The sequence below is a fragment of the Oceanivirga salmonicida genome, assembly GCF_001517915.1.
Taxonomy (GTDB): domain Bacteria; phylum Fusobacteriota; class Fusobacteriia; order Fusobacteriales; family Leptotrichiaceae; genus Oceanivirga; species Oceanivirga salmonicida.
In genome coordinates this window covers 1-25,940 of sequence record NZ_LOQI01000014.1, presented here as the reverse complement: position 1 = coordinate 25,940, position 25,940 = coordinate 1, and the positions used below count along the sequence as shown (strand labels likewise).

The following is a 25,940-nucleotide window of genomic DNA, read 5'->3' as shown; positions in this document are numbered from 1 at the left end:
ACTATATTAAAAAAAGACTAACAATTTCTTGTTAACTTTTTCTATTCAATTTTTATTCTATAAACTTACATTTTCTTCTGTATCTATATCAAATATATGACATTTTGCTGTATCAAACTTAAAGTTATGTTTTCCTGTTTGTCTTAAATCTGCTAAGCCTTCTACATTCATTCTACTTGTCCATTGCACATTTCCTAATGTGAAGTATATATATTCTTCATTTCCCATTTGTTCTACTACTGATATATCTCCTTCTACACTATCAGATGTTGCTTCATCCACTGCTTCTATTGCTTCTGGTCTTATTCCAAAGATTACTTTCTTACCTACATATGTCTTTACCTTGTCTGCTTTCTCTTTGGCTATCTCTATGAATGTATCTCCTATCTTAGCATATACCTTACTATCTTTTTCTACTAAGTCTGCTTCTATTAAGTTCATTGTAGGTGATCCTATAAATCCTGCCACAAACTTATTTGCTGGTCTATGATATAGATTTAATGGTGTATCTACTTGCATTATTTTACCTAGTTTTAATACTGTTATTCTGTCCCCCATTGTCATTGCTTCTACTTGGTCATGGGTTACATATATCATTGTATTTTTTAATTCTTTATGTAATTGTGTTATTCTTACTCTCATTGATACTCTTAATTTTGCATCTAAGTTAGATAATGGTTCATCAAATAAGAATACTTTTGGTTTTCTTACTATTGCTCTACCTAAGGCTACCCTTTGTCTTTGACCACCTGACATTTCTTTAGGTTTTCTATCTAGTAATTCTGTTATTTCTAATTTCTCTGCTGCTTCTCTTACTCTTTTATCTATTTCTTCTTTTGGTGTCTTTCTTAATTTTAGTCCAAATGCCATATTTTCATATACTGTCATATGTGGATATAGGGCATAACTTTGGAATACCATTGCTATTTCTCTGTCTTTTGGTGGTACATCATTTACTAGTTTATCCCCTATGTAAACTTCTCCTCCTGTTATTTCTTCTAATCCAGCTATCATTCTTAAAGTTGTTGATTTAGCACATCCACTTGGTCCTACAAATACCATGAATTCTCCATCTTTTATTTCTAAATCTATTCCATGTACTGCTTTAAAGCCATTTGGGTATTGTTTTTCAACTCCTTTTAATGTTACATTTGCCATTTCTCCTCCTAAATTTCCAATATTTTATCTATATTTTATTCTCCTATATATGTATACCACAAAATTCATAAAAATGCTAGTTATGACTATGGGTAAATAGTTAAAATATATTGCATACATTCTTGCTTCTTTATTTAATATAAATAACATTAATACTGATACCATATTTATTATTAATGGTGGATAATATAGTTTATCTGTTGTTTTATTTAGCATATACGTTACTGCTATTGAGCCTAAAATATAAAATTTACTATAATATAGCCATAAAAATACTAACATAATTAACCTTTAACTGCTCCCATAGTTACACCTTGTGTAAAGTAACTTTGGAATGATAAGAATATTATTATCATAGGTAGTGATGCTAGTGCTGCTCCAGCCATTAATAATCCATAATTTAATGAAAATTCTGCCTGTTGTGCCATTGCTGCAACCCCTAATGGTAATGTTTTCATTATTTCACTATTTGTAAATATCAATTGTGAGAAATAATCATTCCAGCTAGCTATAAATGTAAATATAGCTAATGCTCCTATACCTGGTTTTACTATAGGTAAAACTATACTTGTAAATGTTCTAAGTTCGCTACACCCATCTATTTTTGCTGATTCTAATAATTCTTTTGGAACTGAGTGTGAAAACTGCTTCATAAGAAATACTCCAAATGGCCAACCTACTGCTGGTAATATTAAAACTTGATATGTATCTATCCAATTTAATTCAGTCATAAATTTAAGTAATGGTATTAATATTACTTGTTTAGGTAATGCCATTGCTGCAACAAAAACTATAAAGATTAATTTTACACCTGGAAATTGTTTTTTAGCTAATGCATAACCTGCTAATGAAGCAGTAATACATACTAATATTGTTGTCATAGTCGAAATAAAAACTGAATTAAAAAACCATCTTAATGTATGACCTTGTAATAAAACATTGTAGTTTTCTAATGTTGGTGTTTTTGGAAACCATTCAGGTGGTATACTTATTGCTACTTCTTGCAATTTAAATGATCCTGTTAAAATCCAATAAAAAGGGAAAATAAAGAATATTGCAAAAAATATTAATATTATCAATGCTATTGTTCCAAGAACTGATCTTTTTTTAACTTCCATATTGCCCCTTTCTAATCTGTATCATATGAGAAAAATTTAAATTGAACTATTGATATTATTCCTATTATTACTGCTAATAATACACCCATAGCTGATGAAGCTCCAAATCTACTCTCAACTATTGCCTTTTGATAAACAAGGTACATTATAGTTGAAGTTGCATAGTTTGGTCCACCTGCTGTTAGTAATTGTATTAATGCAAATATTTGGAAACTATTTATAGTAGTAACTACTACTATATATAAAGTTGTTGGCTTAATCATAGGCCATATTATTTGTGTAAATACACTTTTTTCATTAGCACCATCTATTTTTGATGCTTCTATTAGATCTTTAGGAACATTACCTAAAGCTGCTACATATAGAATTATAGGTTGACCTACACTAGTTGTAATCAATATAGCTATAATTGCATAAATAGCTGTTCTAGGATTACCAAGCCAGTCAATATTACTATTTGTTATATGTGCGCTTTGCAACAAATAATTTAATATTCCATACTTTGGATGATAAATCCAGTTCCATACCACAGTTATTGAAACTACTGATGAAATAGCCGGAATATAAAATACACCTCTAAAAAAAGATCTTATAAATGCATTTTTTTCGTATATATTCATTGCAACAAAAATAGAAAATGCTACAACTATTGGCACTGCCACAGCTGTAATAAATACTGTATTTACAGTTGACTTAATAAATACTTCATCTTGAAATAAATTAATGTAATGTCTTAAACCAACAAATAATGTATTACGACCTCTAAATCTATACATAGATAAATAAATTCCTTTTATCATAGGGTAAAGTACAAAAGTTGTAAAAAACATTAAAGCTGGCAAAATAAACATATATGCACTATAATCTATTTTTTTGTATTTCATTTTTTTTATAGATTTCATCTATTCCACCTTTCTTTAATTAGGGTAGAAGGGCATATAGCCCTTCTATTTTATTATTTTATTTTGCATCTTCAATAGTTTTATTTGCATTTTCAACAAATTTATCTAATGCATTTTTAGCTGTTTCTTGTCCATTTAATACTGATTGTACCATGTTAAACCATAATGGTCTCATTTGAGCATAACCATCTATAGTATTATAGTAAGGTCCATAGTATGCATTTAAACCTTCTAAGAAATTAATTTCTTTGTCATCTCCATATATACCTGTTACACCTTTAACTGGTGAGAAGTTTTTAGTTGCTTTTAATGCTCTTTCTCCCCAATCAGCATCTGTTGCTATAAATTCAACAAATTTTTGAGCTGCTTTAATTCTTGCTTCATCTTTATTATCAAATACTGCTGCACCCATTAATAAGAATTCATATTTAGCTTGTCCACTATCATTAGGGAAAGCAACATAAACTGGTTCTGATATACCTTTAGCCATAGCTTCAGCATCTAATGCTCTTAGACCTGGTGAATAAAGTATAGTTCCTGCTGCTTTACCACTTCTAAATGCTTCTAATGCATCTTTCGCTTCAGCTGAAACACCTTTACCTATTAATCCTTTATCATATGCTGATTTAATCCATTCTAATGATTTAACACCATTTTCATCATTTATAGTATATTTAGTTATATCTTTATCTGTAATCCAAGAATCAAATAAGTTTGAAACAAATGCTCTTGGTCCTTGATCTCCTGCTTGTGATTTAGTATAGAATAAGATTGGATCTATACTTTTATCTTTTTCATGTATAGCAGTTAATAATTTTTCAAATTCTGCTACTGTCCAGTTTCTACCTGGTTTATCTAATGGTAATAAATCAGTTACACCTAATTTATCAGTTATTTTTTTATTAAATGCCATTAAGAACGGTGCAGAACCTAAAGGTCTTAAATATAATTTACCATCAAGACTTGATGCTGAAACTAAACTATCTGAAAATTGTTTAGCATCTACATTATCGAATGGTACTAAGAAACCATTTTTAGCCCAATCAATTATACGACCTGGTGCATCTAAAACCACATCTGGTGCTGAGTTTGATTGTAGAGCTGTTTGTAATTTAGCTGGACCATCTGTAAAATCTATCTTTTGATATTCAACTTTAATATTTGGATTTTTTTCTTCGAATGCTTTTATTAAAGCTTTATCAAATTCTTCTGAAGTTTTAAATTCAGAATCTCCATTAAAATTAGGAAATGCCCAATATTTAATTGTAACAGGTCCTTCCACTTTTGCTTCTTCTTTTTTCCCACAAGATAAAGCAAATAAACCTAGTGTAGCCACAGCTACTAATGATTTAACAAAATTTCTTTTCATTATATTTACCTCCAATAATTTATTAACAATATTTTTTAATTGCATCATTTATTCTTTCATTTAATTCTTTACATATGCAAATTTCTTCTTCACTTTCAATAGGTAACATAGGTCCTCTTGGTTGACCAGTTTCTATACCTCTTAAATGTAGTATATATTTTGCCACTCCATATAGTGATGGTCCAGTTATCAAGCCTTTTATTATTTCATTAACTTCATTTTGTATTTCTCTTGCTTTAGCAAAATTTCCATTTTTTAAAAGTTCATCCATTTTCATAAATAGTTCAGGCATTACACCATAAGTTCCACCTATTCCACTATCAGCACCTATCATACGCCCAGCAATAAACTGTTCATCAGGTCCATTAAATACTATGAACTCTCCACATTTAACTTGTTCCCCTATATATTTAAACTGTTGAAGTTCAAATGTACTTTCAGCAGAACATTTAATACCTATAACTTTTTTATTTGCAGCCATTTCCATAAATAATGATAATGGTAAATTAAATCTTGTTGTTTGTGGTATATGATAAATTATAAATGGTAAATCAGTTGCATCTATCATAGCATCCCAGTGTCTTTTTATTGCTTTTGGACTAAATCCATAATACACACATGGTATAGATGATATTGCATCTACTCCTAACTTCTCTGCATGTTTTGCTAGTCTTACTGATTCAGGAGTTGAATTTGCTCCTATATGGACTATAATAGTCAATTTACCCTTAGCAACTGACATAACTGCTTCTAACATTTTCTTTCTTTCTTCTTCGTTTTGTAATACACCTTCGCCAGAAGAACCACCTACATATAATCCTTTAACCCCTTTATCAATATAATATTGAGTTAAAGCCTTTGCTCTTTCTTCACAAACATTGCCGTTATCATCATATGCTGAATAAAGTGCCACAAAAATTCCTTTAAATTTTTCTAAATCGTACTTCATCTATTTTCCTTTCTGAGTAATGTAAAACATACCGTATAGTCCTGCTGAATTTTCTAACTTCGCTAAACATATTTCTGTTTTAAATTTTTCGCTTATAATTTTTTTGTTTAATTGTTTTTTTATTTTATTTTCTAAATAAGTTCCTTGTGCAGTAATTCCGCCACCTATTATTATTTTTTTAGGATTTAATAAATAAATTATATTTAATATACCAAAACATAAATTCTCTATTAAAGTATCTATTGCTTCATTGCATACTTCATTTCCTTTTTTAGCATTTTCAAATATATATTTACCATCTACTTCAAACCCTAATTTTTCACTTGCATAACTAGTTAAAAATCTAGCAGATGCATAATCTTGAAAATAACCATTTTTATATGGCATATAACCTATTTCCCCTGCTGTCATGGAATTTCCATTATAAACATTATCATTTAGTATTATACTTCCACCAACACCAGTACCTATAGTCATCATAAATGTAGTTCCACTTGATTTAGTATATGTATATTCACCATAAGCAGCTGCATTTACATCATTTTCTACAAAACAAGGCACTTTAAATATATTTTCTATACTTTCTTTTATTTTTGTACCAGTATAATTTGGTATAGTTGGTCCAGAAAATGCTATTTCACCTTTTTCACTATCTACAACTCCTGCTGTTGATACTCCAATAGCATCTATATTTTCATATTCTTTTATAGTATTAATTATATCTTCTAAAATGTAGTTATCTTGTTTAGTTATTCTTGTTTTTATTTTTTTTATCTCTATTTCATCTCTATCATTTTCTATAATTGCATACTTTATATATGTTCCACCAACATCAAAACAAAGTGTTCTCATTATAACCCCATTTCGTTTATAAATCTTTTAGTTATCTCTAATGGTCTTGTTATAGCACCTCCAACCACTACTGCAAATGCTCCTAATTCTAACATTTTACGAGCTTGTTCAGGTGTATGTACCCTACCTTCTGCTATTATTGGAACATGTAATTCTTTAACTAATTTTTCTATTAATTCAAAATCAGGTCCATCTAATTTAGGAGTGTAAGGAGTATAACCACTAAGAGTAGTTCCTACAAAATCAACCCCATTATTTTGGGCATTTAACCCTTCTTCAAAATTAGAAATATCTGCCATTAATAATATGTCAGGATACTTCTCCTTAATTTTAGCAATAAATTCATTAATATGCAAGCCATCATATCTTTCACGAAGAGTGCAATCTAGCGCTACTATATCCGCTCCTGCTGCAACTAATGCATCTATTTCACTCATCCCGACTGTTATATGTTGTTCCCCACCATCATATTTTTTCTTTATTATACCAATAACTGGTAAAGAAACAACTTTTTTTATCTCAATTATATCTCTTGCACTATTAGCCCTTATACCTTTAGCACCTGCTAACATAGCCGCTTTTGCCATTAAAGGCATTACAGACATTTCCTCCATGTATAATGGTTCCTCTGGTAAAGCCTGACAAGAAACTATAAGTTGTCCTCTTAATTTTTGCAATAATTGTTCTTTGTTCACTATATTTCTCCTCTTCTAAAAAATTATATCTAACAGTATAATTATACCTTTCTTTTTCAAAAATGCAACCCTAAAATGAAAAAAAATTTCATATTAAAAATTTAAAAATGTACCGAAGACTTTTAAAAGTTTAGGTACAATTTCTAATTATTTCTATTCTTTATACTTATCTGCTATTGCTTTTGCTATATTATGCTTTGCATGTTCTGCTTTTTTCTCATTTTTTAGAGCATAACCTGTTGCCAAAATATCTATCACATATAACTGAGATATTTTTGATATTAATGACCCCCCATCTAAAGGAGTTTCTTTACCAGAAGTAAGTATTACTATATCTGCCATTTTGGCTAATGGAGATAAAATATAATTTGTTATTGCTATAATTTTACAACCATTTTTCTTTGCTATACTAACAGGGTATAGTAAGTCAGGAGTTTCCCCTGATAAACTAATAGCAATAACTAAATCTTCATTAGTTATAGTTGAAGCATACATTACCTGAAAATGTGCTACATTAACACAATTTCCAATCTTACCATAACGCATAAATCTGTTTTGCATTTCTTCTGCTGCCACCCCTGATGCTCCTAATCCAAATATATACATTTTTTTAGAATTTTCTATATACTTAATCGCTTTATTTATATTTGTTTTCTTTATTAACAACTTGGTATCATTTATAGTATTAAATATATTTTTAGATATATTTTCTATATAATCTCCTTTAATAGTAATTTTTCTATTTGGATTTTCTCTAGCCACTTCTAGTTTAAAATCTATAAAACCTTTAAAACCAAGTTTTCTAACAAATCTTGTTATAGTTGCTTCTGATACTGAGATTTTCTTGGTAATCTCTTGTAAATTCATTATTGCTATTTCTTGCTTTTTTTTCTTGAAAAAATCCGCAATTTTTTTCTCCTGTTTACTAAGAGCAGGATAAAAAGAATCTATTATTGAAATATACTTCATACTTTATCACCTTCAAATTAAAATTATTAACACTATAATTATAACTCTTTTTTTCAAAAATGCAATTTAAGATGAAATTGCTTTTCATTTTTCAACAAACTCTATATAATTTATAGTTCTTTAATTCCCATATTCCATAGTGTAAATGCAAAAATATCGGCATTTGTTTGTATTATTTTAGAAGCTGGTGTTCCTGCACCATGTCCTGCATTAGTCTCTATTCTAATTAATACTGGATTTTCTCCCTTTTGTTTTTCTTGTAATTCTGCTGCAAATTTAAAACTATGTGCTGGTACAACTCTATCATCATGATCTCCAGTAGTTATTAATACTGCTGGATATTCAACTCCATCTACTACATTATGTACAGGAGAATATGATTTTAAATATTTAAACATTTCTATACTTTCTTCTGATGTCCCGTAATCATAAGCCCAGCCAGCACCTGCTGTAAATTTATGATAACGCAACATATCAAGTACTCCTACTGCTGGAAGTGCTACTTTAAATAAATCAGGTCTTTGAAGTAGTGTTGCTCCTACTAATAAGCCACCATTCGAACCACCTTTTATTGCTAGGTAATCTTTTGAAGTATATTTTTCATTAATTAAATATTCAGCTGCTGATATGAAGTCATCAAAAACATTTTGCTTATTAAATTTAATTCCTGCTTCATGCCACTTCTTACCATACTCTCCACCACCCCTAAGGTTAGCGACAGCACATATACCACCATTATTTAACCAAACTGCATTTATAATATTAAATACTGGTGTCAAACTAATATTAAACCCACCATAACCATAAAGTATAGTTGGATTATTTCCATCTAATTTAATCCCTTTTTTATAAGTAATTATCATAGGAATTTTAGTTTTATCTTTTGATTCATAAAATACTTGCTTACTCTCATAATCATTAGAATTAAAATCTATTTCTGGTTTCCAACAAAGTTTTGATTCTTTATTTTTTACGTTATACTCATATATACTAGTTGGCGTATTATAGTTTTGGAAATAATAATACAACTTTTCAGCTTCTATTTTACCATTAAATCCATATACAGAACCAATGCCTGGAAGAATAATTTCACAGATATAATTTCCGTTATAATCATATTGTTTAATTTTTGATACAGCATCTACCGTATAATTAGCAAATATATAACCTGATCCAACAGAAACTCCTAATACATTTTCAGTTTCACATATTAAATCCTTCCAATTTTCACAACTCGGATTTTTCGCACTAACTACAACTAACTTATTATTCGGAGCATTAAAATTAGTTAATAAATATAGTTTATCTTCATTACTATCAATTAAATATGTATCATTTTCATAATCTTTTGTAATTTCAATTAAATCACTATTTTCTTTTTCTAAATCTTTAATAAATAGTTTATTCCCAGAAGTTGATTTTGAAGCAGAAATTAATAAATATTTACAATTTTTTGTAACTATACCACTAACATATCTATGTTTTTGTGTATCTATTCCACCAAAAATTAATTCATCATCTTTTTGAGAAGTCCCTAATTTATGATAGTATAATTTATGTTGGTCTGTTTTAGCAGAAAGTTCACTTCCATTAGGTTTATCATAACTAGAATAGAAAAATCCATCATTACCTTTCCAAGAAATATTAGAAAATTTAATATCAATCAAAGTCTCACCTACTATTGATTTATCTTCTGTTTTTAAAACTATAATCTTTCTCCAATCACTTCCACCTTCAGAAATTGAATAAGCTACTAAACTCCCATCTTCAGTAAACGAAATTTCACCTAATGATACTGTGCCGTCTTCTGAAAATTTGTTAGGATCTAAAAAGTTTTCTTCACTTCCATTTTTAGAAATTCTATATAAAATTGATTGATTTTGAAGTCCATCATTTTTAAAAAAGTAAGTATAATCTCCTTCAACAAAAGGAATGCTCCTTTCTTCAAAATTCCACAATTTAGATATTTGTTCTTTTATATCATCTCTATAACTAATTTTATCTAAATAGTTAAATGTTAATTCATTTTGAGCTTTAACCCATTTAGCCGTATCATCACTTAAATCATCTTCTAACCAACGATAATTATCTATAATTTCATTTCCAAAATACTTGTCTACAACTGGTATTTTCATTGTTTTAAAATACTTAATTTTACCAATATTATTTTGCATATATTTTCTCCTTTTTTTATAGTATTATAGCACATTTTAAACAAATAAAAAAATGAGAATATTACAAATAAATAATTTAAAATTACTTATTATATCTCATTTTTTTATACCTTTATATTAAACATAAATTTTATATTTTAAGTTTTTTTACCAACTATAAGCTACTCCTATACGAGTTCCAACTTTGATATTTTTATTCATATCTCCCTTAACATTTATATCTCCATCTAATGATACATTATTTATAAACTTATATTTTGCTCCTAATCTTAATGAATAATCTACATATGATCTTTTTATCTTATGTTCATTTGATTTTAGATTTGTTTGTACTATCTTTTGGTCATTATACCCAAATGCTAATTTTGGTTCCACATATATTTTGGCGCTGATTTAAAGACTTTTACAGAAAAACTTATAACCCCAATTAAATAAAATACGAAAAAGAATTTTACTGTTATTTTATTAATTTTCACCATTATTTTCACACTAAAAAATCAACTCTATATAGAAGATACTTTAATTTTCGTATCTAATCTCTTCTTTTTCTCCATTAATATGATAAATTATAGAAGTTCCATATATTTGCTTTTTATTTTCATCATAATTATATTCTTCCCTATCTCCCGAAGCATAATAATAAACCCTTTTATCTTGTTTTTTACCGTTTATGTAAGTTCCTTTTTCTTTATCGCCATTTTGATAATAAATAACATAATCTCCTTGTAATACATTATTTACATAAGTAGATTCTTCTCTGCTTCCATTATTAAAATAATAAACATAGTTACCGTTTATTTTATCGTTTATATAATTGAAAACTTCTCTATTACCATTTATATAATATACAGTAGATTGACCCTGTAATACACCATTACTATATATCATTTCTTTTCTTGAGCCATCTGAGAAATAATAAGTAGCTTCTCCATCTTTTATACCATCTACATATGTATTTCTTTCTCTATCACCATTTGTGTAATATGTAACAGACTGTCCTTGTAACACTCCATCTATATAAAATGCTTCTTCTTTTGTTCCATCAGGAAAATAATAAATAGATTTCCCTTGTCTTTTACCTTTAACAATATCAACTATTTCTTTTTCATTATTTCCATAATCATATATTTCTGAAAAACTAAACATACTTATTAAAGGCAATAATATTACTAAGATTTTTTTCATTTTTTTACCTCTTTATAAATTAATATGATAGAAAATATAGTTTTTTACTATTTTTCTATTTTTACTCCGTTAAATTCTATTATAACTCTTCTATTTGGTTGTAAACATTCTCTTAATTTAGGTGTAGATTTTCTTCCTTCACAAAATACCACAGGTTCACTTTCACCCTTACTATCTACTGTAATCTTTGTTGTTACACCCAACACTTTAAAATATTCTCTAACTGTTTTTGCTCTATTTAATCCTAATATTTGATTATATTTTTCGCTACCTAATCTATCTGTATGTCCTATTAAGTTTATTTCATCTACACTTGTATATTCATCATTTATTACTCTTGCTGCTTCTTCTATACTTGCTTTTCCTTCTGGTAACATATCTTTTAATTGATATTTATCAAATTTAAATAATGCATCTGCTGCTATTGCTATTACAACCTTTTTCTTTTGTACTTTTTTTTCTGGTTTCGGTGTTTCTTCCTTAACTACGTTAATTTTTTCTGGTTGTTCAACCTTTTCTGCTCCACAACTATTATTACACCAACTATGTTTTACATTCATGTCATAGTTACCAACACCTGTACACGAAAATAAAAGAGTGATTAAACTTATTGATAGTATTATCTTTTTCATTTTTTAGTCCTTTCTAAAAATTATATTTCATTCCTAAATTTGATTTAAATTCATAATATTTTTTACCTACAAATCCAAATCTAAAACTTGTATCTCCATACAAGTACACATTTTTTAAAACAGGTATTTGTCCACCTACACCAATTTCTCCAAATAATTTAAAATTATTTGTTTCATTATTATATACATAACTAGAATTGTTCAATGCTTTTAAAAAATTATGTTTAAGTGGATCTACCCATAAATTAGTATATACATACCCTGTATTAGTGTTTAATGTATGACTACCTGAATTATTTGATAATCTTAATCCTACTCTCCCCCTTAAACTATGTAATAAAGCAGGTTCTAATTTTTTCATATAGCCTCCCGCTTCTAACTTTGTAGTTTTAGATACAGACAATGTATATATGATTTGTCCTTGCGGTTCTAATAACCAACCAGATTGATTTATATTAAACGGTCTTCCAACTTCAACTGACATTGAAAAATTATGTCCATAATACAGTTCTTTATATTTTCTAATACTCTTTGGAATATTAGCTATATCATCAGCAGTGTAAACATGTTTAAATTTTTGATTAGTATAAGTATACTGACCTACTATATCTATGTATGAACCATATTTAGAATATGTTGTATTATTTAAGGCTATACTAATATTATTACTATCATATTTATTTATTGCTTTTTTAGTGCTTAAATCACTTCTAGATCCAGTATATGTTGCATATACTCCAAATAAATTATTAATTTCGCTTTTTGTTTTTAATCTATAGTCAAACCCTAATTGTACTCCACCTAAACCAGTTCCAAATTCTTCTATATTATTAAGTTTGTTATTTATTTCTAAAGAATTGTAATTTCCAATTGCTTTTCCCCAAACTATTTTGTCTGTTTTTGCTTTACCACAATCATCCCATGCTAATGTTTGATTTTCACCCTTTCTTGAATGAAGAGTTCCTATATTAGCATAAACATGATCAAAGTTAACATTATTTTTTATAATATCTACTTCAAGGGCAAATGTAATATTAGTTATTATTAATAATCCTAATGCTATTTTTTTCATTTTTGCTCCTTTCTAAAAATTATGTTTTATTCCTAAATTAGTTTTAAAACCAGTGTGTCCTTGTCCATGTAAAGGAATTTGAATACCTGCATCTCCATATACATATATATCTTTTTTTATTGGAATTTGTCCACCTGCACCTAATTCAGTCCATAATTTAAATTCATGGTGAATATAATATTCATCTTCTGATGGAATATATGTATAATCTCCCCATAAATTAGTATAGCCATAAATTGTATATGTATTTAATGTATCAGTCCCAGAATTATGTGCTAATCTTAAACCTGCTCTAGCTCTTAAATTATGCATATAATATGTTTCATAGTTGTCTCCATACGAAAATGATCTTAAAAGTTGTTCAGGTTTTTTACCGACTGTAAAATTATATATAATTTGAGCTTGTGGTTCGATTAACCACCCTTTTTGAAACTCACAACATTTTCTACTTATATTAAATGGTCTACCAACTTCTGCAGAAATAAAAAATGAATGCATATCAAATTTTGATCTAGGAGAATATCTAATTTTCCCATCTCTTCCTAAAGATGCTCTATAATTTATATTTAAACTATATTGTGCTAATATATCTAAATATGTTCCATATTTAGAATAAGTTGTATTATTTATACCTATAATTGCATTATGTCCTTTAAATTTCTCATTATAATAGTCATTACGTCTTATAGTTTTAGCTCCTGAGCCTACATATGATCCATATACTCCAAATAAGTTATGAACATCTGTTTTTGTTTTTTTTACCCAGTCTACTCCTAATTGTACTCCACCTAATCCAGAAAGATTGTTAATTTCCTCATCTTTTTCTGGAAAAAATTTTTGAATTTTTAAATTTCCTATAGCTTTTGCATAAACCATTCCCTTATATTTTCCAGCTCTGCAATGGTCCCATGCTAACACCTGATTTTCACCCTTTCTAGAATGAAGTGTCCCTATACTTGCATATGCATTTTCTATATTGATAAAATATTGCCTATTTTCTATTGTGTGTAGATTATCATTGTAATCCGCAAATCCGAAATTTGCAAAAATAAGTAAAGCAAATATCAATTTTATTTTTCTCATTATTTTTCTCCTTTATTTATAAAATAATATTATCGTGAAGTATATTATAAGCCCCCCCCCCCCTAAATGTCAAGTATTTTTAATGTTATTTAGAAAAAAATAATGGGTTTAATGGCTTTATTTATATATATTCTAACTATAATACATAAAATCCAAAAAAAATATCATTCCGATACTTTTTTCACATTATGAAACTTCTCTAAATTTAATTTGAATATTACTTATATTTTTTTGATCAAATTATTTTTAATTAAAATACTTTAGTATAAGAGATTTATAATATAAAAATACCCACAGTTTTTCTCCCGTGGGTTATTTTTCTAAATCATATTCATTACAATTATATTGTCTTTTTAAATTTTCTAAATCTTCTTTGTTTTCTATTTTATATAGTTTAATTTTAGCTTTTTTGGCTATTATTTTTGCTCTTTCATAATTATTAACACTATATGCTATTATATCAACATAATCTTCTTGAAGTTTTTTTACTATTTCAAATGAATTATCTAAATCTAAATTTAAAATCCTTTTTTCTCGTATTATTTCACCAATAGAGAAAACTTTTTTTTCATTATTAACGATAGCTTCTATAAAACCATCTTTATTTATGTCTAATATTTTGGCCTTAATTAATTTTTCAGATATTTTAAAAACTATTTTCTTATTTTTTAGATAATTTACCTTATTAACTTCCTTTATTATTTCATCAAATTTATTATCTAATAACATATTTAATAATTCTTTAAAAGAACACACTATTGTTTTTATAATTTCATCAATATTATATTTTTTGCCAAATGCTCCATTCATAGATATTGCTATATTTTCTATCTCATTAGGTATAGTATTATTTATATTTATTCCTATTCCTATATAAGTCTTATTATCTACATTTTCTATAAGAATCCCACAAAGTTTTTTATTTTTCAAATAAATATCATTAGTCCACTTAAACATGTATTCACTTTTTTCAATTTTATTTAATGCTTTTATTACTGCTAAACCAGAAATAATAGGAATTTTCATCAAAATATCAGACTTAAAATTTTTATTAATATAAAAAGTGAAAAGTCCCATACCTATATCTGATACCCAATTATTTCCATTTCTTGCTTTTCCTTTAGACTGATTTTCTGCAATAATTATATCAAATTCATCATATTTTGAATTATTGGCTTTCAAATATTCATTCGTTGATTCTAAAACGTCAAATTTAAATATATTCATACCTTATTTAACTATTCTCCAAACTTGTTTTATAAGACCAAATGCTATAAATAATTTTAATATATCACCTAATATAAATGGATATAATCCTGTAGCCAATAATTTCCCTTCAGGAACATATGCTGATAACTGTGCTAATCCTGCTATATATATAACTGCATTAGCTATTATGAATGATAATATTAATTTTATTGTAGATTTTGTCCAACCCTTTTCTGATAAATATGCTGCCACTTGAGTAGAAAATAAAAATCCTATTATGTACCCTCCTGATGGAGAAAACAATAAACCAGTTTTAAATCCGGCAAATACTGGCAAGCCAAGTTCTCCTGCTAATATATAAGTAATTATTATAATAGCACTTTGATATCTATTAAAACTTAAACCTATTAATATTACTGCTAAAGTTTGTCCAGTTATAGGAACTGGAGTAAATGGTAAAAATATTTTTATTTGCGACATTAACGATAAAAATAAAAATGCACCAAACACTAATACTGTATTTCTTTTTATTAAATTTTCTTCACTTATCCAAATATTATTCATTAATATATTTTTATTCATTATACCTTCTTCTTTCTTATAATATCTATTATGCTTCCATCTCTATATTCAACTATTCCAACAATATCTTCTGTAAATTCAACTGCTTTAGGTTTCCCAGTTAATCTTTCTGCTAATTCTTTTAATTCTTTTATTGTTTTTAATTCTATACCTGCTTTAGTAAATCTTTCTATTAAGTCTTTTCTATTAGGGTTAACTATAATTCCATAGTCAGTACATATTACATCTACTGCTTCCCCTGGAGTACATACAGTTGTTACCTTATCAACTATTATAGGTATTCTTGATCTAATTAATGGGGCTAATATAACACTCATTTTAGCTCCAACGGCTGTATCTTGATGACCACCTACAGCTTGATTTATTGTTCCATCAGATTTTGTCATAACATTTACATTAAAATCTGTATCTATTTCTAAAGCACCTAACATTACAAAATCCAAATTATTTACTGCAGGTCCTGGTGTATTAGGATTTGCATAAAACGAAGCACTTATTTCATAATGTTTAGGATTTTCTCTTATTGATCTTACAGCTTCTAAATCAAAACATTGAGTATCAAATAATGCATCCATTAATCCTTCTTCATGTAATTCAACTAATTGAGATGTTATACCACCTAAACCTAAAGAAGCTTTTATATTTTTCTTTATCATTTCTTCTTTTAATAGTTTAGTTACTGCTAAACTTGCTCCTGCTGCTCCAGTTTGATATACAAAGCCATCTTTAAAATAACCTGAATTAACTATTGCTTTAACAGCATTTTTAGCTATTAATAAATCTCTTGGATTATCAGAAAATCTTATAGCCCCTGAAACTATTTTTTTAGGATCTCCTATTTCATCTATTACACAAACACAGTCAACTAAAGTTTGATCTATGCTTGCTGGTAAATTTGGAAATTTAACAAGGTTATTTGTAACTGCTATAACATAATCTGCATGTTGTGCATCTACTATAGAATAACCCATAGACCCACAAGCACTATCACCAGTTTTACCATTAATATTTCCGAATTCATCACAACTAGGTGAAGCGATAAAAGTAACGTCTATATGTAATTCACCATCTTCTATTGCTCTAGCTCTTCCACCATGGCTTCTAATAATTACAGGTTTTTTCAATATACCTTTACTAATTTCATCACCTAATGGAGCACGCAAACCACTTGATTGTATTCCTGTTACTACACCACTTTTTATATGTTTTATTACTTCACCATGAGGAGTTCCCAAAGAACTTGGAGCTAATGTTAAGTCTTTTATACCCATATCAGATATTATATCTAAAACTCTATTAACTAAAGTGTCTCCATTTCTCATATGATGATGAAAAGATATAGTCATACCATCTTTTAAACCTGATTTTTTTATTGCTTCTTCAAGACTATTAACTAGTTTATTTTCTGAATTTTCTTTCATTCTAAGTTTTGCACCAGCTTTTCTTGTTGATGGCTTTATACTATTTATACCCTTAAATGGAACTAACTCTCCTATACCTTCTAAATATTCAGGAATTTCTCTTCCGACAGCATTTTTATTAAACTTCATTTCTCATCATCCTCCTTATAAATTCCTGCAGTCTTAGCAAGAGCTATAACATTTTGGGCTCTTTCTATTATAGGTTTATCAACCATTCTTCCATCTACTGTAATTACACCTTTACCTTCAGCTAACGCTTTTTTAGTCGCTTTTATTATTCTTATAGATTTTTGTAAATCTTTTTCATTTGGTGTATATACTTTATGTAACAATTCTATTTGTTTTGGATGTATTAATGATTTTCCTGAGAATCCCATTTGTTTAATCATAGTTGCTTCTTTTATAAATCCTTCATCATTTTTTATATTTGAATAAACAGAATCAAAAGCATCTATACCAGCAGATCTTGCTGCCATAACTACCATTGCTCTTCCCATGAATAATTCAACACCATCTTCTGACTTAGTAGTTTTTAGATTAGTTACATAATCCTCTCCACCTATGGCTAAACCTATTAATCTTTTTGATGATCTTGCTATTTCAAGTGCATTTAAAGCCCCTAGTGGACTTTCAATTGCTACAACTATCTTAGTTTTTCCTACTTCTATACCTGCTTCTTTTTCTATTCTTTCAATGTGTTTTTCAACTTCTATTACATCTTGTGCTGTATCTGTTTTAGGTATTCTAATTGCATCTATACCTGCTCTTACCATTGCTTCTAAATCTTCTACACCAAATTCAGTATCTAAACTATTTATTCTTACTACTGTTTCCACTCCATATTCTTCATATAAAGGTTTTAATTCTTTTACCATATTATATAATAAAAATCTCGCAGAATCTTTTTCAGTAATTGCTATTGCATCCTCTAAATCAAACATTACTGAATCTGGTCTATATATATACGCATCTCTTATAGTTCCTGGTTTATCTCCTGGAACAAATAACATTGATCTTCTTAATTTCATATTTTTCTCCTTATTAGTTCCATTTGAATTTTTTACATTGTGCTGATCTCATAATAACAGCTTGCATTCTAGCTTTTATTACTGCATCTAAAGCCCCTCTATCATCTATAGTTAATTTAGCTGAATCTACTTCCATTTCTTTTAATACGTCTAAAACAACTTCTTTTATTTTTTCGCTAAATTGATCAAATACTGAACTTTTTAAATCTATTTCTATTTCTTTAACATTATTAGGTTCAGCAATAATATAGATATCACTTGATTCTAAAGTTCCTGCATATGCTTTTATTTTCAATTCCATGTTTTCCTCTTTCCTAAATTATTTAAATATTATTAGTAATATTCCAGCTGCAACCGCAGATCCTATAACACCTGCAACATTTGGTCCCATAGCATGCATAAGTAAAAAATTACTTGGATTTTCTTCTTGTCCAATTTTTTGAACTACTCTTGCTGCCATTGGTACAGCAGAAACTCCAGCAGCTCCTATCATAGGATTTATTTTACCTTTACTTAATTTACACATTAATTTTCCAAATAAAACTCCACTTGCTGTTCCAAAAGAAAAAGCAAATAATCCTAGTGCTATTATCTTTATAGTTGAAATATTTAAAAAGGTTTCTGCATTAGTTGTTGCTCCTACAGTTACTCCTAAACATATTGTTATAATATATAACATTGCTCCTTTAGCATGTTCCACTAAATTAGGAACTACACCTGATTCTTTTAATAAATTACCTAACATAAGCATTCCTAATAATGGTGCTGATGAAGGAATTAATAATATTGTTATTATTGAAACAACTATAGGAAATAAAATTTTTTCTTTTTTGCTTACTTCCCTTAATTGTACCATTTTTATTTTTCTTTCTTCTTCTGTTGTTAAGAATCTAATTATTGGAGGCTGTATAACAGGTACTAAAGCCATATATGAATATGCTGCTACTGCTATTGGCCCTAATAAATGTGGTGCTAATTTTGAAGTTAAATATATAGCTGTTGGCCCATCAGCACCCCCTATTATTCCTATAGCCGCTGCTTCTCTTCCAGATAAACTTAATAATATTGATCCTATAAATGAAGCAAATATTCCAAATTGTGCCGCTGCACCTAATAATAAACTTTTTGGATTGGCTATTAATGGTCCAAAATCTGTTATAGATCCTATTGCTAAAAATATCATAGGTGGATATATTCCTAATTTAACCCCTTGGTAAAGATAATATAGTAATCCTCCTTTATCCATTAAACCTTCATTAGGTATACCTGGTAAATTAGCCAGTAACATACCAAAAGAAATTGGTAATAATAAATATGGCTCATATTGTTTTTTTATGGCTAAATACATTAAGAATAAAGCTATAAAAATCATTATGATTTGTCCATAACTAATAATTGCTAATCCCGTAGTCAAGTAAAGAGTCGTTAATAATTCCATAATTTCTCCTCTCTTTAAGATAAAGTTAACATTACTTTTCCTAAATCTACTGTATCACCTTTAGAAATTACTATATTGCTTACAACTCCATCTTCAGGTGCAACTATTTGATTTTCCATTTTCATAGCCTCTAAAATTATTAAAGTATCGCCTTTATTTACTTTAGTTCCATTATTAACTAATATATCTAAAACCACCCCTTGCATAGGAGCTTCAACCATTATTTTTGCATCGCTTGTATCTAATGATTTTTTCATATCTTTTTTAGAAGTTTCTATATTTCCTTCTTTTTCAGTTATAGACTCAACTTCAACTTCATAGGTTTTATCCGCTATTTTTATTTTATATACTTTTATCATCTAGGCCTCCTTTATCTAGTTGATTTCTCTTATTGATCGTATTTTAATATTAGAATTATCCATATCATTAGATTGTTCTATAACTGCAACAAGTAATGCTACTAATTCAATTTCACTTTTTATATCCTCTATAGAAAATTTTTTATCACTTTCAAAATCTTTTTTTACATTTTTTATAACTTTATTTTCTACTTTTTCCTTTGGTATATATTTAAAAAGATAAAGTATCAATGAAATTAATATTAATATTGAAAAAACTAAAATTATACTCACTATAGTTACATATATTGAATCTATAATTCCTACATGATTTGATCCATATATTATACTTTTCATATAACTCCCTTTCTAAAATATTACATTTATATTTTTAATTATTTTATCTTCTTTTTTTTCATATTTCTTTTTCAAAAAATCTTTAGCAATTTGTGGAAATAAAGCATAAGTTAATACATCTTCATCACTTTTAGCTAAAATAGATATTTCCTCTTTTATATCTTCAAATTTTTCAGTTATTAAATCTGCCGGTCTTCCATCATAAACTTCTTCATCACCTATTATAAGTTTTTGAATATCTTCTGATATTTTCACAGGAGTTTTTCCATAAAGACCTCTTACATAATCTTTAATTTCTTTTGGTATTACCTTATATCTTATTCCTGTTAAAACATTGAATACTGCCTGAGTTCCTACCATTTGACTAAGTGGAGTAACCAAAGGTGGGTATCCTAAATCTTTTCTAACTCTTTCTATTTCTTTTAATACATCTTCATATCTATGTTCAGCATTTTGTGCTTTCAATTGTGATAGCATATTTGATAACATACCACCAGGTAATTGATATTTAACTATATTAGGTTCTGTAAATAAAGCCTGTAAATTTAAAACATTTGTCTCTATATAAGTTTTTCTTACAGCTTTAAAATATTCTGATATCTCTTTTAATTTATCTAAATCTAAATTTGTATCATACTCTGTTCCTTTTAAGGTCATAATTAATGATTCTGTAGCTATTTGAGATGTTCCACCAGAAAATGGAGATATAGCTGTGTCAACTATATCTATTCCTGCTTCTATACATTTTAAGTTAGTCATATATGCCATACCTGCAGTTGAATGAGCATGAATTTCTAAAGGTATATTTAATACTTTTTTCAATTCTGTAACTAATTCAAATGCTACATATGGTAATAATATTCCAGACATATCTTTTATAACTATAGAATCAGCCCCCATATCCTGCATTTCTTTAGCTAAATTTTTATAATATTCTATAGTATGAACAGGACTTATTGTATAACAAATTGCTAACTGAGCATGTGCACCGTACTTCTTTGTACTTTCACATGCTTTTTTTATATTTCTAACATCATTTAAAGCATCAAAAATTCTTATAATATCAATTCCATTTTCTACTGCTTTTTTTATAAATTTATCAACTATATCATCAGAATAATGTCTATACCCCAATAAATTTTGGCCTCTTAAAAGCATTTGTAATTTAGTATTCTTAACTCTTTTTTTTATTTCTCTTAGACGTTCCCAAGGATCTTCACCTAAATATCTAATGCAAGAATCGTATGTAGCCCCTCCCCAAACTTCTAAAGCATGGTAGCCTATTTTATCCATAGATTCTAATATTTCTAACATATCTGACGTTGTTAATCTAGTTGCTATTAATGACTGTTGTCCATCTCTTAATACAGTTTCCGTTATTTTAACTTTCAATTAATTCCCTTTCTAATTATTATGCAAATATACCAAATAAAACTGATCCTAAAATTAACATCATTGCTCCACCAATTCTTGATGAAATTTGTGCAAATGAAATTAATTCCATTCTATCAGCAGCTCCTAATACCGCTATATCTCCTGAACCTCCTCTATTTGCCATACATAATCCTGCTGTTATAGCCGCTTCTACAGGATAGAACTTCATTTTTCTAGCTAATAACATTATTGCTAAAACAGCTCCAAACACTATACCTATTGATATTAATAAATTAGACAATGTAAGTGCTTTTATTATTTCTTGAACGTCTGTCCCGAAACCAACCGCTGCCATAAGTATCCATATAGTATGTTTTGAGAAAAATGTTTGTAATATTTTAGCTCCTGATTTTAATTTTGGTGGAACTAAATTAAATACATTTAATAATATTACTAATATTACTAAAAATGCCAATCTATGTATATCAAACCCTATATTAAGAGTTGACCATAATTCAGCTAATGCATGCCCTGCCATTGCTAATATTCCAGTTAAAAATAAAGATACTGCTACGTCAACTATTTCTCCTTTAACTTCAACATCAGATTTAACTTCTTGATTTTTTTCTTCAATTACTAATTGACCATTACCAGTTAAATCACTTCTAATATCTCCTAATTTTTTTAGTAATGCTCCTAATATTATTGCTATAATATTAGCTATGGTAAGTATAGAAATTGCAAATGCAAACCAATCTCCAGCTGGTCTCCCCGTTTTTGCTGCCCACATTTCAGACATAGGAATAGCTCCAGCTCCAGTTCCACCACCCATTATAGGTAATACATAATTTAATAATATATCTATCGGTTGTTTTCCAAACAATAATCCTACTATTATTCCACCTAAAGAAGCTCCTAATACTCCAATTAAAATTAAAGGTATATAACCAACTATTGATTTAATTAATGTATTTCTTTTTACTGATAATATTGAACCAAAAATTAATACTGGTATAAATATTTCTAAAAAATTAACAGGTTGTTTATTATAAAAAACTTTTATATGTTTTAATAATTCTTCTGGTACCAATTTATATGTTCCAACTACTGCTGCTGCTAAGAATACTAAAATAGTACCCCCACCTACATATTCTTTGAAAATAGGTATTCTATCTCCTATTTCACCAAAGAATATACCAAATACTGCTAATATTACAAATATACTAATAAAGTTAGGTCTTAATAATCCTAATTTTTCTCCACCAAATGGAACATAAACTATAATTAATACTATTGCAAGCATAGCTAAAAATATTTTATAATTAAGTCCTCCCCAACTACGTTTTTGACTGTCTACTAAATCTGAAAATTTTTTCATATTATTTAGCTCCTTTCTTTCTATTTATTTAATTTATTAATTAATACATTGATTCTATAAAAATAATTATTGCTAATAAGTCTGCAGAGCCTCCCGGACTAATATTTTTATTTATACACTCTTTTTCAAATTCATGTAATAAAAAATAATCTTCTGTTTCTAGGAGATTTTTTGATTTTTTCTTTACTAAATTCAACATTTCCATACTGTGCCTGTTTATTATAGTAGTGTCATCAATTATTGACATTAAGTATATTAAGGTTAAATAATTGGCTTTATTTTTATCATATTTTTTTAACTGTTTTTTATAATATGGTATAAATATTCTAAATAAACTAGATAAACCCTTATATACTTCTCCTCTAACTCCTGTTATGCCATGTTTTAAATATATTTTTTCTCCATTTGTTAATTTTTCTTTTTTTTCTAAATTTCTAAAATCATTTAAAATATCTTTAGAAATTATCTTTATATACTCTTCTAAACTATCTATTCCTTTAGAATAATAATAACTTTTTGATATTGCTATTATAACTATTAACATAAGAAAAATTAAACCTTTATGAGTATTAATACCTTTAGTAACAGAAAACATTTTTCTCTCTATGTTTTTACCTATCTGCCTTGCTCTAAAAAAACATTTATCAATATCTAAACTTGAATACGATAATTTTGCAACTTGATAAAATGCTTCTTCTATAACAAAACTACTTTCTATAAAAGTATATACATTCATATCTTTGTGAGAGCCTTGATTTACATGCGACACTAGCCCATAAGAGGGGTAAGTTACTAATTCATATATAGTTGCCTTTAATGCTTTTTTACTCACATATCTTGCAAAAAAATTAGTAAATTTATTCTCAATATGCTCAATTAATTCTTCTAATTTATGTTTTTTACTTCGGGAACAATATTTTGCTATTTCTGAACAAACATAACATTTTCTTGCTTCTAAATTTAAATCTTTTCTAGATATAGACTTAATACTAGTTTCATAGACATCAATATCTACCAATCTACCTATTTCATGCTCAGATTCTAAACTAACAGCTATATTTTTTAATTCTTTTTTTTCTAAATTAGATATATAAATATAGGTTATTCCTTCTAAATTCACATATTTTTCACTATATATTATTTCTTTTCCTAAAGTTTCCATTATTTCTTTATGAAAAAATAAAACTATATTATTTGATAAAATAGTATTTTTTTCTTCACCAGGAAAATTACATTTTAAAGTAAAAAGAGTTTTATTATATTTTTTCATAAGTTTAGATTGATATATAATTCTATTTTCCTTATCTTGTAAAAATTTTTCTAAAGTCATTAACTCTCCTTTTTTATATAGTCAAATGTTGTCTTAGGAACTAATTCTCTTAACTCTTCTATCTTATTTTCATTTATTAATTTTCTTACTAAAGAAGCAGAAATAATCGTTTCATTGATTTTTTTCCTTGGAATTATTTTTACTTCAATCCCATTTTTAGGAAAAATCTCTTTTATATACTCATTATATTTAGACGTAACGGAACATAATTCTTCACTTCCTAAATATCTACAAATTATATTTAGTTTTTTACAAAATTTAGATATAATAATTTCTGAATCTAATTTAATATATTCTTTTAATAATTTAGTTTTTTCTTTTATGAAATAACTAGGAAATGTTGCAGATGATATTATATATCTTCCTGAAGGAATAACTATAACATTTTTTAAATCCTTAACACCTTCTTTAACTAATTTAATCCTTATTTCAAATGGAAATTCAGACTTATCTTCTTCTAATACAAATACTATAACTTGCTTATATTCTTTACTAGCATTTTCTATTAAATATCTATGTCCATTAGTAAAAGGATTGCAATTCATTACTATCATAGCACTATCTTTACTAATATCAATTTTATTTTCTATTATAACATTATCTAAAAATTGTTCTATATTTTCTTTTCCATTTTCTAAAAGTATTACTTCATCAGTAAAAGCTACTTTTGTATATCCCATAGATTCAAATATAAGTTTATTATCATATTTTGTAAAAACCATTTTATAATCATAATTTTCATCTAATATTTTATTATGTATTATAGTCAATAATTTATTGGCATAGCCTTCTCCTTGATATTCTTTAGCAACACCAAAACATTTTATAATATTTTTCTCTTTCGAAACTGTAGCTATAATTTTATAATCATCATTAAGTAATGAAATTGTGTAATCGCAAAAAATATCATAATCTAAATCTAAAGTATTTAAAAATGATTTTAACTGTTCCAATTCATATTTATTATTTTTATCTAATTCTTGAATATACATATTTCTCCTAAAAAACTTTTCTATATTATACCATGATCATGAAAATTGTCTATAAGCTTTGTATCTTTTTTTGCTTAATTAATTGTAAAACTCCATATCATTTGAGCCATTTTTTAAAATCACAGCTTTGAGCCACTTTTTGTGGCTCATTTCTAGTTATTTTTGCTTTCTTAATTCTAAAAATATTTTGTAAAAAATCTTTCTCCAAGGGTGGTCTTTCGGTGGAATATATTTTTCTTTCTTTTCTTTTGCTTTCTTTTCGTTAAAATTAATTGAAGCTACTTCTACTTCTGATATTTCTTCTAAATCAAATACTTCATCTTCTAAAAACATAA

The 25,940-nt window shown here is 27.3% G+C and carries 27 protein-coding genes; all 27 read right to left on the bottom strand.

Annotated elements, in window-relative coordinates:
- Nucleotides 1-57: 57 nt before the first annotated feature.
- Complete coding sequence (locus AWT72_RS03040; protein WP_067140621.1) at nt 58-1,158, bottom strand: ABC transporter ATP-binding protein; 1,101 nt, start codon at nt 1,156-1,158, stop codon at nt 58-60.
- A gap of 24 nt (nt 1,159-1,182) precedes the next feature.
- Nucleotides 1,183-1,440, bottom strand: a complete 258-nt coding sequence (locus AWT72_RS03035) for a hypothetical protein (protein WP_067140618.1) — start codon at nt 1,438-1,440, stop codon at nt 1,183-1,185.
- Nucleotides 1,441-1,442: 2 nt separating this feature from the next.
- A complete protein-coding gene (locus AWT72_RS03030) occupies nt 1,443-2,276 on the bottom strand; it encodes a carbohydrate ABC transporter permease (RefSeq protein ID WP_067140616.1) in 834 nt (277 codons plus the stop codon).
- A gap of 11 nt (nt 2,277-2,287) precedes the next feature.
- Complete coding sequence (locus AWT72_RS03025) at nt 2,288-3,178, bottom strand: carbohydrate ABC transporter permease (RefSeq protein ID WP_067140613.1); 891 nt, start codon at nt 3,176-3,178, stop codon at nt 2,288-2,290.
- A gap of 58 nt (nt 3,179-3,236) precedes the next feature.
- Complete coding sequence (locus AWT72_RS03020; protein WP_067140651.1) at nt 3,237-4,547, bottom strand: ABC transporter substrate-binding protein; 1,311 nt, start codon at nt 4,545-4,547, stop codon at nt 3,237-3,239.
- A 22-nt stretch (nt 4,548-4,569) separates the two neighbouring features.
- Entirely contained in the window at nt 4,570-5,496 is a 927-nt protein-coding gene (locus tag AWT72_RS03015) for a dihydrodipicolinate synthase family protein (RefSeq protein ID WP_067140610.1), read from the bottom strand.
- Nucleotides 5,497-6,348, bottom strand: a complete 852-nt coding sequence (locus tag AWT72_RS03010; protein WP_067140607.1) for an ROK family protein — start codon at nt 6,346-6,348, stop codon at nt 5,497-5,499.
- A complete protein-coding gene (locus AWT72_RS03005; RefSeq protein WP_067140604.1) occupies nt 6,348-7,043 on the bottom strand; it encodes an N-acetylmannosamine-6-phosphate 2-epimerase in 696 nt (231 codons plus the stop codon). The genes AWT72_RS03010 and AWT72_RS03005 overlap by 1 nt, the downstream gene beginning before the upstream one ends.
- 153 nt (nt 7,044-7,196) lie before the next feature.
- Nucleotides 7,197-8,012 carry a MurR/RpiR family transcriptional regulator gene (locus tag AWT72_RS03000; RefSeq protein WP_067140601.1) on the bottom strand — a complete coding sequence of 272 codons (816 nt, stop codon included), beginning with the start codon at nt 8,010-8,012 and terminating at the stop codon, nt 7,197-7,199.
- Between the two features lie 110 nt (nt 8,013-8,122).
- Complete coding sequence (locus AWT72_RS02995) at nt 8,123-10,186, bottom strand: prolyl oligopeptidase family serine peptidase (RefSeq protein ID WP_067140598.1); 2,064 nt, start codon at nt 10,184-10,186, stop codon at nt 8,123-8,125.
- A 147-nt stretch (nt 10,187-10,333) separates the two neighbouring features.
- Nucleotides 10,334-10,561, bottom strand: a complete 228-nt coding sequence (locus AWT72_RS02990; protein WP_067140595.1) for a hypothetical protein — start codon at nt 10,559-10,561, stop codon at nt 10,334-10,336.
- A 144-nt stretch (nt 10,562-10,705) separates the two neighbouring features.
- On the bottom strand, nt 10,706-11,371 hold the full coding sequence (locus AWT72_RS02985; RefSeq protein ID WP_067140592.1) for an MORN repeat-containing protein: 666 nt from the start codon (nt 11,369-11,371) through the stop codon (nt 10,706-10,708).
- A gap of 47 nt (nt 11,372-11,418) precedes the next feature.
- Nucleotides 11,419-12,003 carry an OmpA family protein gene (locus tag AWT72_RS02980; RefSeq protein WP_082680519.1) on the bottom strand — a complete coding sequence of 195 codons (585 nt, stop codon included), beginning with the start codon at nt 12,001-12,003 and terminating at the stop codon, nt 11,419-11,421.
- A 13-nt stretch (nt 12,004-12,016) separates the two neighbouring features.
- Nucleotides 12,017-13,075 (bottom strand): autotransporter outer membrane beta-barrel domain-containing protein, encoded by a 1,059-nt coding sequence (locus AWT72_RS02975; RefSeq protein WP_067140587.1) that lies wholly within the window; start codon nt 13,073-13,075, stop codon nt 12,017-12,019.
- 12 nt (nt 13,076-13,087) lie between these two features.
- Nucleotides 13,088-14,158: an autotransporter outer membrane beta-barrel domain-containing protein gene (locus tag AWT72_RS02970; RefSeq protein ID WP_067140584.1), complete on the bottom strand. Its 1,071-nt coding sequence runs from the start codon at nt 14,156-14,158 to the stop codon at nt 13,088-13,090.
- 312 nt (nt 14,159-14,470) lie between these two features.
- Nucleotides 14,471-15,385: a biotin--[acetyl-CoA-carboxylase] ligase gene (locus AWT72_RS02965; protein ID WP_082680518.1), complete on the bottom strand. Its 915-nt coding sequence runs from the start codon at nt 15,383-15,385 to the stop codon at nt 14,471-14,473.
- Between the two features lie 3 nt (nt 15,386-15,388).
- Nucleotides 15,389-15,949, bottom strand: coding sequence for a biotin transporter BioY (locus tag AWT72_RS02960; protein WP_067140580.1), 561 nt, complete (start codon nt 15,947-15,949; stop codon nt 15,389-15,391).
- The gene (citF, locus tag AWT72_RS02955) at nt 15,949-17,499 is read right to left on the bottom strand and encodes a citrate lyase subunit alpha (RefSeq protein WP_067140577.1); all 1,551 of its coding nucleotides are present in this window, start codon (nt 17,497-17,499) and stop codon (nt 15,949-15,951) included. Before citF ends, AWT72_RS02960 begins: the two co-directional genes overlap by 1 nt.
- On the bottom strand, nt 17,496-18,398 hold the full coding sequence (locus AWT72_RS02950; protein ID WP_067140574.1) for an aldolase/citrate lyase family protein: 903 nt from the start codon (nt 18,396-18,398) through the stop codon (nt 17,496-17,498). Before AWT72_RS02950 ends, citF begins: the two co-directional genes overlap by 4 nt.
- 13 nt (nt 18,399-18,411) lie before the next feature.
- Nucleotides 18,412-18,699 (bottom strand): citrate lyase acyl carrier protein, encoded by a 288-nt coding sequence (gene citD / locus AWT72_RS02945; protein WP_067140572.1) that lies wholly within the window; start codon nt 18,697-18,699, stop codon nt 18,412-18,414.
- A gap of 18 nt (nt 18,700-18,717) precedes the next feature.
- Entirely contained in the window at nt 18,718-19,836 is a 1,119-nt protein-coding gene (locus tag AWT72_RS02940) for a sodium ion-translocating decarboxylase subunit beta (RefSeq protein ID WP_067140569.1), read from the bottom strand.
- A 14-nt stretch (nt 19,837-19,850) separates the two neighbouring features.
- Nucleotides 19,851-20,195 carry a biotin/lipoyl-containing protein gene (locus AWT72_RS02935; RefSeq protein WP_067140566.1) on the bottom strand — a complete coding sequence of 115 codons (345 nt, stop codon included), beginning with the start codon at nt 20,193-20,195 and terminating at the stop codon, nt 19,851-19,853.
- Nucleotides 20,196-20,210: 15 nt separating this feature from the next.
- Nucleotides 20,211-20,531: an OadG family transporter subunit gene (locus AWT72_RS02930; RefSeq protein ID WP_067140563.1), complete on the bottom strand. Its 321-nt coding sequence runs from the start codon at nt 20,529-20,531 to the stop codon at nt 20,211-20,213.
- Nucleotides 20,532-20,543: 12 nt separating this feature from the next.
- On the bottom strand, nt 20,544-21,923 hold the full coding sequence (locus tag AWT72_RS02925; RefSeq protein ID WP_067140559.1) for an oxaloacetate decarboxylase subunit alpha: 1,380 nt from the start codon (nt 21,921-21,923) through the stop codon (nt 20,544-20,546).
- Nucleotides 21,924-21,942: 19 nt separating this feature from the next.
- A complete protein-coding gene (locus AWT72_RS02920) occupies nt 21,943-23,283 on the bottom strand; it encodes a 2-hydroxycarboxylate transporter family protein (protein ID WP_067140556.1) in 1,341 nt (446 codons plus the stop codon).
- Between the two features lie 40 nt (nt 23,284-23,323).
- Nucleotides 23,324-24,613, bottom strand: a complete 1,290-nt coding sequence (gene citX, locus AWT72_RS02915) for a citrate lyase holo-[acyl-carrier protein] synthase (protein ID WP_067140553.1) — start codon at nt 24,611-24,613, stop codon at nt 23,324-23,326.
- A complete protein-coding gene (citC, locus tag AWT72_RS02910; protein ID WP_067140551.1) occupies nt 24,613-25,605 on the bottom strand; it encodes a [citrate (pro-3S)-lyase] ligase in 993 nt (330 codons plus the stop codon). The genes citX and citC overlap by 1 nt, the downstream gene beginning before the upstream one ends.
- Nucleotides 25,606-25,940 lie beyond the last annotated feature (335 nt).

Bases quoted from the DNA above. Each gene is read 5' to 3' on its own strand.
- AWT72_RS03040 (WP_067140621.1), bottom strand. From the start codon at position 1,158: ATGGCAAATGTAACATTAAAAGGAGTTGAAAAACAATACCCAAATGGC.
- AWT72_RS02965 (WP_082680518.1), bottom strand. From the start codon at position 15,385: ATGAATATATTTAAATTTGACGTTTTAGAATCAACGAATGAATATTTG.
- AWT72_RS02940 (WP_067140569.1), bottom strand. From the start codon at position 19,836: ATGGAATTATTAACGACTCTTTACTTGACTACGGGATTAGCAATTATT.
- AWT72_RS02935 (WP_067140566.1), bottom strand. From the start codon at position 20,195: ATGATAAAAGTATATAAAATAAAAATAGCGGATAAAACCTATGAAGTT.
- AWT72_RS02950 (WP_067140574.1), bottom strand. From the start codon at position 18,398: ATGAAATTAAGAAGATCAATGTTATTTGTTCCAGGAGATAAACCAGGA.
- AWT72_RS03015 (WP_067140610.1), bottom strand. From the start codon at position 5,496: ATGAAGTACGATTTAGAAAAATTTAAAGGAATTTTTGTGGCACTTTAT.
- citX (WP_067140553.1), bottom strand. From the start codon at position 24,613: ATGACTTTAGAAAAATTTTTACAAGATAAGGAAAATAGAATTATATAT.
- AWT72_RS02960 (WP_067140580.1), bottom strand. From the start codon at position 15,949: ATGAATAAAAATATATTAATGAATAATATTTGGATAAGTGAAGAAAAT.
- AWT72_RS03030 (WP_067140616.1), bottom strand. From the start codon at position 2,276: ATGGAAGTTAAAAAAAGATCAGTTCTTGGAACAATAGCATTGATAATA.
- citF (WP_067140577.1), bottom strand. From the start codon at position 17,499: ATGAAGTTTAATAAAAATGCTGTCGGAAGAGAAATTCCTGAATATTTA.
- AWT72_RS02970 (WP_067140584.1), bottom strand. From the start codon at position 14,158: ATGAGAAAAATAAAATTGATATTTGCTTTACTTATTTTTGCAAATTTC.
- citC (WP_067140551.1), bottom strand. From the start codon at position 25,605: ATGTATATTCAAGAATTAGATAAAAATAATAAATATGAATTGGAACAG.
- AWT72_RS02930 (WP_067140563.1), bottom strand. From the start codon at position 20,531: ATGAAAAGTATAATATATGGATCAAATCATGTAGGAATTATAGATTCA.
- AWT72_RS03025 (WP_067140613.1), bottom strand. From the start codon at position 3,178: ATGAAATCTATAAAAAAAATGAAATACAAAAAAATAGATTATAGTGCA.
- AWT72_RS02920 (WP_067140556.1), bottom strand. From the start codon at position 23,283: ATGAAAAAATTTTCAGATTTAGTAGACAGTCAAAAACGTAGTTGGGGA.
- AWT72_RS02975 (WP_067140587.1), bottom strand. From the start codon at position 13,075: ATGAAAAAAATAGCATTAGGATTATTAATAATAACTAATATTACATTT.
- AWT72_RS03000 (WP_067140601.1), bottom strand. From the start codon at position 8,012: ATGAAGTATATTTCAATAATAGATTCTTTTTATCCTGCTCTTAGTAAA.
- AWT72_RS02985 (WP_067140592.1), bottom strand. From the start codon at position 11,371: ATGAAAAAAATCTTAGTAATATTATTGCCTTTAATAAGTATGTTTAGT.
- AWT72_RS03020 (WP_067140651.1), bottom strand. From the start codon at position 4,547: ATGAAAAGAAATTTTGTTAAATCATTAGTAGCTGTGGCTACACTAGGT.
- AWT72_RS03035 (WP_067140618.1), bottom strand. From the start codon at position 1,440: ATGTTAGTATTTTTATGGCTATATTATAGTAAATTTTATATTTTAGGC.
- citD (WP_067140572.1), bottom strand. From the start codon at position 18,699: ATGGAATTGAAAATAAAAGCATATGCAGGAACTTTAGAATCAAGTGAT.
- AWT72_RS02980 (WP_082680519.1), bottom strand. From the start codon at position 12,003: ATGAAAAAGATAATACTATCAATAAGTTTAATCACTCTTTTATTTTCG.
- AWT72_RS02995 (WP_067140598.1), bottom strand. From the start codon at position 10,186: ATGCAAAATAATATTGGTAAAATTAAGTATTTTAAAACAATGAAAATA.
- AWT72_RS03010 (WP_067140607.1), bottom strand. From the start codon at position 6,348: ATGAGAACACTTTGTTTTGATGTTGGTGGAACATATATAAAGTATGCA.